Source organism: Chroococcus sp. FPU101 (genome assembly GCF_017312365.1).
GTDB lineage: Bacteria > Cyanobacteriota > Cyanobacteriia > Cyanobacteriales > Microcystaceae > Chroococcus.
This window is the reverse complement of record NZ_BLJI01000075.1, coordinates 1-8,265: the sequence shown is the minus strand read 5'-3', so window position 1 is coordinate 8,265 and position 8,265 is coordinate 1. Positions and strand designations below refer to the sequence as shown.

Here is an 8,265-nt window from a genome sequence, read left to right as displayed (position 1 = left end):
ATTTAGACGCTCAACAGTTTACAAAGGTTTCTAGCTAATGACAAATTGAGTGATTGATAGCTTGAGTACCGAAGTTTGTTCAACCAGTTCACTAAGCGTAAGGTATTAAGCTTCCTTTTACTATAGCAAGCTTGCTAATAAAATGCAATATAATGTATAAATATAGTAAGATAGCTAATAAGGAACAACAACTTTATTAATTGATTTACTCCCACTACTGAATTAGCAGGACAATGGTTATGTCAACTACATTTTTCCGAACACAAATGATTCGCTGGCGTTTGCGAGTTCTAATGGCAGAGCAAAAAATTAACAACAAAACACTAGCCGAAAAAACGGGGATTCATCCGACCACAATTTCTCGGCTCAAAAATACAGATGAGTTAAAGCAAATAACTGGAGAGATCCTAAATGCTTTATGCAATGCCCTAGAATGCACTCCCAATGATTTAATTCAATTTGCTCCAGATCATCCTCCTGAAGGTTCTCAATCTTTGGTGAATTTAAAAGACCACTCAAAGAGAAAAACTAAGCCATTGACTGTTAAGGATGCGATGGATGATACCCAAGCAGTAGCCTAAGTTAAATCTTGAGAGCGACCGCATTTCCGCCAAGAATCACGCGATCGCTGCCACTGACCCCTCATTGATATTGGAGCAGCTATGAATAATTTAACAATACAAGAACGAGATCGGATACTGGTAGTTGATTCCCGTTTGGTGGCTTTTGAGCTAGGAATCAAGCATAGTGATTGGTTTAGCAATATTCTCCTCAAGTATCAAGAAGAAATAGAAAAAGATTTTGGAGTATTCCGTTTTGAAAACGGAAAACCCCTCAAAGGTACATCAGGCGGTCGTCCTGAACGTTTTGCTTATCTTAGTGAGGAACAAGCTACTGTTTTGATGACCTATAGTAAGAACACGGAGCAAGTAAGACGTTGCAAACGAAACTTGGTTAAAGCCTTTGCTGAAGCTAAAACAATCATCAATCAAGTGATTCCCTCTCAAGCACAAGAAATCGATCGCCTAAAACTCGAACTTCAACTAGCCCAAACACAAGAACGATTACTGCTGACGACTCAAGCTATTGCAACGATACACGGTCGTGAAATGGTTGCCTTGATTCTGGGTAAGCCAGACGCAATCATTACCCGTACTGAAAAAGTCGAAACCCTTGTCACTGTTGATGAACGGGGTCGTGCTGTAGCTAAGTACGATGGCATCGGAATAACTTATCTGGCAAAAAGATACGGGTTTGGTTCCAACACGAAAGCTTGTCGTCACTGGTTAGAAACCATTGGTATTAGCGAAAGTCAATGGTTGACCGAACCAAGTTTAGTCAAAGCCCAGAAGTTACCCCGTGAAATTCTACCCTGGCTAGATCGTCAGTACGCCTCACGAACTGGAACCCGACAAGGCTTACTAGGCGAGTAACCGAGTAATTTATCCAAGGACAAAGCTGGAATCTCCAGTGAGAGATCGTGCTGCATACATAGCGGCTAGTTTTGTCATGCCAATGCTTGATCGGTCAATTAAGAATTTCAAACTCTACATCAATATATTGGAGAATTGTGATGTTATCCGAATCAAATCAATGGAAAGAAGTTAACAAGAATAATCCCTGCCCTTTATGCGATCGTCCCGACTGGTGTTATCGTTCAGATAGTGGCAGCGCGATTATTTGTGGAAGAACCGATACTAACAACGCACCTTTTGGATGGAAGTACCTCAAAGATGCCAGCGATGGACGAGCGATCTTTGTTACTGAAAACGATAAGCCGTCAAACTTGACTGTCAAACAGAAGACGGGTAGAAACCAAACACTTCTTTCCCATCTGCCCAAAAAGATTGTATTGGCTACACTACCAACCATTCCAAACGATCGCCCATTACCAAAATCTAATCAAATTCCACAATGGTTAATTGCTCAAGGTGTTCCGTCTCATGCGACTGAAACAAGATATTTTTATTCAAAAACTCAATGGGTTAGTCGCTTTGAGTGGAAAGATTCTACTCATCCCAAAGGTCACAATAAAACAATTCGGCAAGGTCATCATAAGCCAAATGGTCAACCGAAATGGTCAAAAGGTGATGCAGAGTGGTTGCCATATCGATTCTCAGAAGCGATCGCTAATTCTCAAGGAAAATGGCTTTTGGCTGTAGAAGGGGAGGAGTGTGTAGAAACCGCTCGTTCATTGGGGTTAGCCGCGATTACATGGCAAGGGTCATCGTGGGGAGAAAAGGTAATCGCGTCTCATCTCAAACGATTAAAAGATGAGGGCATTGTCGGATTGCTCAAGTTTCGTGATCATGACGAGGCAGGGGAAGAAAAAGCTTTGAAACTGCTCTCGGCAGGAGTTGAAAACGATATCCCCGTGATTATAGTAAACCCGATCGCTTTGTGGCCTTCTATGCCAGAAAAAGGTGACATTGTGGATTGGGTAGCGTGGGGTAAAGTTCAGGGAATGAGTAATGAAGATTTGATCAAACGCTTGGAAGAACAGCTAAAACAATCCATTGAATCATCAGAAATCCCCGACGATGAGAAAATCGCTCTTCCATCAGTCCCCGATAGTTTCGTTCCCAATACGGAATACACCCAAACGGTAGCTAACATCCTGTACAGCGATCGCCGATGGATCTGCGTAGACGGAAAATTGTATGGATGGGCGGGAAAAAACTACGAATATAGCCCTGATGTCGTCGAGATGAAGCGGATACGGGATCTATTAAATAATCTTCCCGTTGAGGTGAAAGGGCAGATCAAATACCCCTACGCCAAGGCTTCATGTGTCAAAGCGGCTCTGGAGTGGATGAAAATAGGAGTAGGAATCGATCCATCGTTGGTTAACCCGCCAGGACAAAACTGCACCAATGGAGTCTTGAAAATTCACTGGCTAGGCAACAAACCCTCATGGCAGTTGGTAGACCATGACCCATCTCAATATTATTTGTATGAACCAACCGTTACCTATGACCCAAATGCCGACCCAACCGCTTGTGACCAGATGTTATCAGCCCTGTCTCCTCAACAACAAACGATCTTCTTAAGAACGATCGCTGCTTCATTAGATCTAAAAAATGTGCGTCGTTATAAAGGGCGTGAAATACGAGCCTTACTGTGTAAAGGGGATGGTAATAATGGGAAGGACACCTTACGTGAAGCAGTACGCTTATTATTTGGAAAAGTTGGCTTAACTGGCTGTACCTTATCTGATTTTAGCCAATACGACCAAGGTCGAAAATTTCCCTTAGCCAAACTAGGACGAGCTAAAGTGAATTGGGCAACTGAAAACTCATCCTTTATGTCGTTAGACGGACTTCAATCGTTAAAAGCTGCAATAACGGGTGAAAGTTTAAGCATTGAGGGTAAGGGACAGGACGAATATGAGCTTGATATCTTATCAGTGTTTTTGTTCAACATCAATGAGCTACCGAGGTTGAAAGGAGTAATGGAGGCGATCGCCTCTCGATATGCCGTGTTGTTATTCGATAAAACTTATAAGATTAATGCTGATGTGGCTAAAGGTGAGATTGAGGCAGATAGTCGTTTCAAATATGACCCTGAATTTCTATCTCAATCGGTTTTACCAGCTTTTTTAAATCGTTTGCTAGAAGAATTAGTGAATCTCATGAAGTATGGAGTTGATTACTCATCGACTGAAAAAGCGTTATTAGATATTCAATGTGAAAATTCTCACTTGTTGCAATTTGCAACTGATGTGGGTTTAAATTATTTACCGTCGGGGGAAGTAACAGCAGGAGAATTATGGCAGAAATTAGAAGCATGGTATTTAGGGAATGGAACCTTAAATTATGAACAGGGAAGTAATGGCAAGACAAAAGCGGTTTGGCTAGACCAGACAAAATCATGGGACAAAAATGTTAAGGGAGCTAATCAAGTAGTACAAAGGTTCGTTGAATTATTTCCCAAAGCGAAACGGGATAAAAGGAATAATAATCAGGTGGTACTTCGTGGGTTAGGGTTTCATTCTTTGACTGAACATAGGCAGTTACCTAGCCAAGCACATAGCCTAGAAGCCTTACCACATAGCCAACATAAGCAACATAGCCAGTTACTTATAGAAGATGAAAAAAATTACCATGAAGAACAGACCTTTACCCACATAGATCGATTAGTAGAAGAAAATAATGATGTAAAAATAGAAGAAGCTTCTTCTACTGGCTATGTTGGCTATGTAGAAAAAGCTGGAATCCAGATAGAACAAGTAACAGAGGAAAATTCAACTGGCTATGTGGTGGCTCATGAAGTGGCTATGACCGATGACGAAGGTGGCTATGTTGAAGAATATTTGGTAGAGTCACCCGAAGAAAAACATGATAAATCCTATGGAATAGAAATAGGCGATCACATAGAAGATGTTGTTACGGGAAATCGAGGGATTGTGGTTGAATTTAAAGATGGTCGGGTGATTTTTGATAATAAAGACTTTGGACGTTGCGATAGACCAGCGATCATGTTGGTGAAATTGGAGAAAGACAAAGTAATGGAAGTAACATCGGCGCGAGAGCTAAACTTATTTGAGCAAGTTGACCATAATTGGGACAAGCTGATCGCAGCGATCGATGTGGAGTTAGAGCGTTTGGGATGGACAACAGTTCAAGCTAAAGAATATTTATTAGCCAAATACAACAAACGGTCACGTCAATTACTAGATAATGAGGAGATTATTGAGTTTTGGCAGTATTTGAGAAAGATGTAGGATGAAAATTCTAGCTGTTTTGTCTTCTTTAGTTGGCTTTAATAAATGTCGAGCGTAAAAAGATAATCGCATACGCTCAAATCTCGAATTCCCAAAAAATGTCACGGAGCGAAAAGGCTTACTAGATCAAGTTTATAGCGATTTTATCCTCAAAAATCGGCGGAGCGGATGTCGAATTTTAAGGTTTTACAGGATAAGGGTTTGAAGGATGTAGAGCAATCAATTTTCCGAATTGATTTGTCTGATTATTCGACAAATAAGCTCAAATCATTGTGGAGTAAGTATTGGCGATCTCAAATGAGTGATCGTACACAGGGCAACTGCCCGATGGTGAGGCCACGCCGTAAGAATAGGTAAGTCATCCTACTTATGTTCAGTTAAATGGTTGTTTCTACTGACGATATCTTTCAAACTGGGGAGGTATTCTAAAGGCAAGCAGAAAGGATTCCCAACTTAGAGTTCTTAACGATTCGGCAAATTTTTATCTAAAACTCAGGTGACTCAGGAAAACTTGATCAAGCTGCATAAAACTGATCGTCCGTGATCTATAGCTCGACGAGATAATCCTAACAAAAGACAGAACCTCTCAGGAGATGAGAATAATGAATAGTAAATGGCAAAAAGGCTTCACTCACATTTTCATGGCTTTAATGGTTGAAATTATTCTCAACTGTTTAGGACTCGATCAGATGGCCGACTACGGAGAGTTTGTTTTCAAATCAGAAGCGATCAAACCACAAATCACTCAAACTATTTTTCGAGGAATATATATTTGCTCATGAACTTCAAAATTTCTACACAAGGAAATGGTTACAGAATCCGAACAGTTAGAAAATGATTTAAGCGATGAAATTGGTAATATGCCATAGTAGGTTTAAATAAAAAAAAAAAATCTTGATGAAGTATAGGAACAGCTTAAACCTTAATAGCAGTCCGTCTTATTGTTGTTTTTACAATGATACCAGTTCCACCATTGAGGTCAACTAATATGAGTAAGTATCAAACTTATTATCAAAATAAAGTTATTGAAGTCACTGGCAGAGAGAAAAATTTACTAAGAGCTATTTATGAACGCATGGACGCGATCGCCGCCAGCCAAGAATGGGAAGCTTTTTGGAAAGACAAATACAATACTAACCCGATGAATGATTGGTCAAGGAATCGTAAATTTTTGTGGCAACGAGAAGAAGATAAATGGTGCTATACCGATCTCGACGATGTAGAAATTTATCTTGATTCAAAAACGGTAGAGCAATTTCTAGAAAAAGCTATTGAATCGGTAAAAAATGAGCAAAAGCAAAAATCTAAATTCTTAGAAAATTTAACACCAGAAATAGCCCGTCAAATCCTAGAAGCATTTAATTGTTTTGACTCATTTTAATTCATTAGTGATCAATTTCATCCCAAGTCGGTGTTTGCTTGACTAAAGATGACCATTTTTCAGTAATGATCCAAATATGTATATAAACTGACGAGGTGACAAGCATTCTATAAGTTTGCTAAATAAGGCTTTCAGCCGATAGTCCAAAGAAAAAGATTGTCTAGTCATTTCATCTTTAAAACAGAAAAATAAATACGAGAGAATCAGCTTTTCGTCGAGGGCGATCATTTATTAATGCTTTTTAAGCCTATCTATAAGCTTTAATCTTTTTGAAGAACAACTAGCTCAAAAGCATTACTATCAAGGGTTTTAAAGAGGTTATCATCCCGTCAGCTTTGCGACAGAAGTTAAACTAGATGCTATAAAATCTGCTAATTACTGTCAACTACCTCAACTATGTTGATAAAATTAATGTTTAGCCTTCTTTAGCAGTTAAAAGATGAAACAAGATTTCAAAAGAAATTTAAGGATATTATTAATAGGTATAGGATTAGGTTTTTTACTTGCTATATTAGCTTATTCAATTTTCCCAGACCTTGCTAAGAATACTAAAAACAATCTGATCTGTTCTGAATGGACTGGATTTTGCAAAGATACAACAAGATCAGAAAGTGAAGAAAAAACAATAAATAATCAAGGACAAGAAATTCTTAGGAAGAAAACTACGACTACACAATTTCAGTCTGGGAAAACTTTATGGGATTGGTTGCAATTATTTGGCTCACTTGCTATTCCAGTTATACTGGCTATTTTAGGATATCAACTTCAGCAAACAGATCAAGAACGCTCCAAGAAACAAGCCGCTTTGGAAAGAGAAATAGCATCAGCTAACTTGCGCGATGAAGCACTAGAAAATTATTTTGACCGCATGAGTGAATTATTACTTGATAAAAAATTGAGAAAATCGCCCAAGAACGATCCTGTGAGAAATATAGCAATAACAAGAACATTAACAATATTACGAAGATTAGAGAATGATACTGAGCGCAAAACAATGGTTATACGTTTTTTAGAAGCAGCCGAAATTATAGATATTATTGACGAAAAATTTAGTGGAATTAACCTTAGTGAAATTAACCTTAGTGGAGCTAGACTTAATCGAGCTAACCTTAGTGGAATTAACCTTAGTCATGCCAGTCTTGATCAAATCGACCTTCGTGGAGCCACGCTTAAGAAAATTAACCTCACTTACACCAAACTTAATGAAGCTATCCTCGATTCAACCGACCTTAGTGAAGCTGACCTTAGTGGTGCTATCCTCAAAAAAACCAGCTTCACTTATGCCAACCTTCGTGGAGCTATTCTTGATTCAGCAGATCTTAGTGAAGCCAATCTTATTAGTGCTATCCTTAATTCAGCTTCTCTAGATGCAGCTAATCTTAATGGAACTAATCTTAATGGTGCTGATCTTAGTGGAGCTAATCTTGATACGGCAAATCTTAGTGGAGCTAATCTCAGTGGAGCTAACCTCAAAGAAGCCAGCCTCAATGGAGCTAATCTCAGTGGAGCTAATCTTGATACGGCAAATCTTAATGGAGCTAATCTCAGTGGAGCTAACCTTAGTCAAACGCAAGCTTTAAACCCAAAGCAAATTAAATCAGCTTGCTATTGGGAGGAGGCAGTATACAGCAGCCCTAAATGGGATGAAAAAATGTTTCAATGGGATACTGAAGACACGAAAGCTAATCAAAATAGGATTGAAGCACTTAAGCAGGATAAAGTTTCTGATCCTGAAAAACCCGTTAATTGTAAATGAGAGTCTGTATTCCAATTCTCTCAAAATTAATGGAATGACAGGTTTACCCATACTAATAATTTCTTGGGTTCGCAGAATGGGAGATGATTACTCTAAGGTTTGGCGAAGTATAGGTTTCTCTACGTCATGATCCTCTTCTTCTACGTTAGTCATCAAAACCCCCTGATTAAGCTGCGCTCTTAGTCAATCAGGCATCTTTAGGAACTGAGTAATTTTTTGTTTAGGGTGGTAGCTGCGATTGTGAGTATTATTAGTGAGTCCCAAGTCTTGATGATGTTGAGCAACTTCTTTGACCAATTGTTGATTCTTCTCGTCATTGAAGAAAGCGGTGACGGGGGTCAGAGAAGTTCCAAGGAGGTCAGCCAGAACGGGAAAAGAAATCAGCCAACGTTCCTCAAAAGGGGA

General features: G+C 39.2%; 7 protein-coding genes. 6 read left to right on the top strand and 1 reads right to left on the bottom strand.

Annotated features, from left to right (window positions below):
- The first annotated feature begins 239 nt into the window (after positions 1-239).
- The 6 genes from CFPU101_RS24690 (at position 240) to CFPU101_RS24665 (ending at position 7,860) form a co-directional block, all read left to right on the top strand.
- On the top strand, positions 240-581 hold the full coding sequence (locus CFPU101_RS24690; protein ID WP_206818464.1) for a helix-turn-helix transcriptional regulator: 342 nt from the start codon (positions 240-242) through the stop codon (positions 579-581).
- A gap of 81 nt (positions 582-662) precedes the next feature.
- On the top strand, positions 663-1,433 hold the full coding sequence (locus tag CFPU101_RS25855) for a Rha family transcriptional regulator (protein WP_242578253.1): 771 nt from the start codon (positions 663-665) through the stop codon (positions 1,431-1,433).
- 140 nt (positions 1,434-1,573) lie between these two features.
- The gene (locus CFPU101_RS24680) at positions 1,574-4,723 is read left to right on the top strand and encodes a DUF5906 domain-containing protein (protein WP_206818461.1); all 3,150 of its coding nucleotides are present in this window, start codon (positions 1,574-1,576) and stop codon (positions 4,721-4,723) included.
- Positions 4,724-5,325: 602 nt separating this feature from the next.
- Positions 5,326-5,505 (top strand): hypothetical protein, encoded by a 180-nt coding sequence (locus CFPU101_RS24675; protein ID WP_206818460.1) that lies wholly within the window; start codon positions 5,326-5,328, stop codon positions 5,503-5,505.
- Between the two features lie 206 nt (positions 5,506-5,711).
- Complete coding sequence (locus CFPU101_RS24670) at positions 5,712-6,104, top strand: hypothetical protein (RefSeq protein WP_206818457.1); 393 nt, start codon at positions 5,712-5,714, stop codon at positions 6,102-6,104.
- A gap of 439 nt (positions 6,105-6,543) precedes the next feature.
- On the top strand, positions 6,544-7,860 hold the full coding sequence (locus tag CFPU101_RS24665) for a pentapeptide repeat-containing protein (protein ID WP_206818455.1): 1,317 nt from the start codon (positions 6,544-6,546) through the stop codon (positions 7,858-7,860).
- 183 nt (positions 7,861-8,043) lie between these two features.
- Here CFPU101_RS24665 and CFPU101_RS24660 read toward each other — a convergent pair.
- The coding region (locus CFPU101_RS24660) for a hypothetical protein (protein WP_206818453.1) at positions 8,044-8,265 on the bottom strand (222 nt) is incomplete at its 5' end.

Bases quoted from the DNA above. Each gene is read 5' to 3' on its own strand.
- CFPU101_RS24670 (WP_206818457.1), top strand. From the start codon at position 5,712: ATGAGTAAGTATCAAACTTATTATCAAAATAAAGTTATTGAAGTCACT.
- CFPU101_RS24690 (WP_206818464.1), top strand. From the start codon at position 240: ATGTCAACTACATTTTTCCGAACACAAATGATTCGCTGGCGTTTGCGA.
- CFPU101_RS24665 (WP_206818455.1), top strand. From the start codon at position 6,544: ATGAAACAAGATTTCAAAAGAAATTTAAGGATATTATTAATAGGTATA.
- CFPU101_RS25855 (WP_242578253.1), top strand. From the start codon at position 663: ATGAATAATTTAACAATACAAGAACGAGATCGGATACTGGTAGTTGAT.
- CFPU101_RS24680 (WP_206818461.1), top strand. From the start codon at position 1,574: ATGTTATCCGAATCAAATCAATGGAAAGAAGTTAACAAGAATAATCCC.
- CFPU101_RS24675 (WP_206818460.1), top strand. From the start codon at position 5,326: ATGAATAGTAAATGGCAAAAAGGCTTCACTCACATTTTCATGGCTTTA.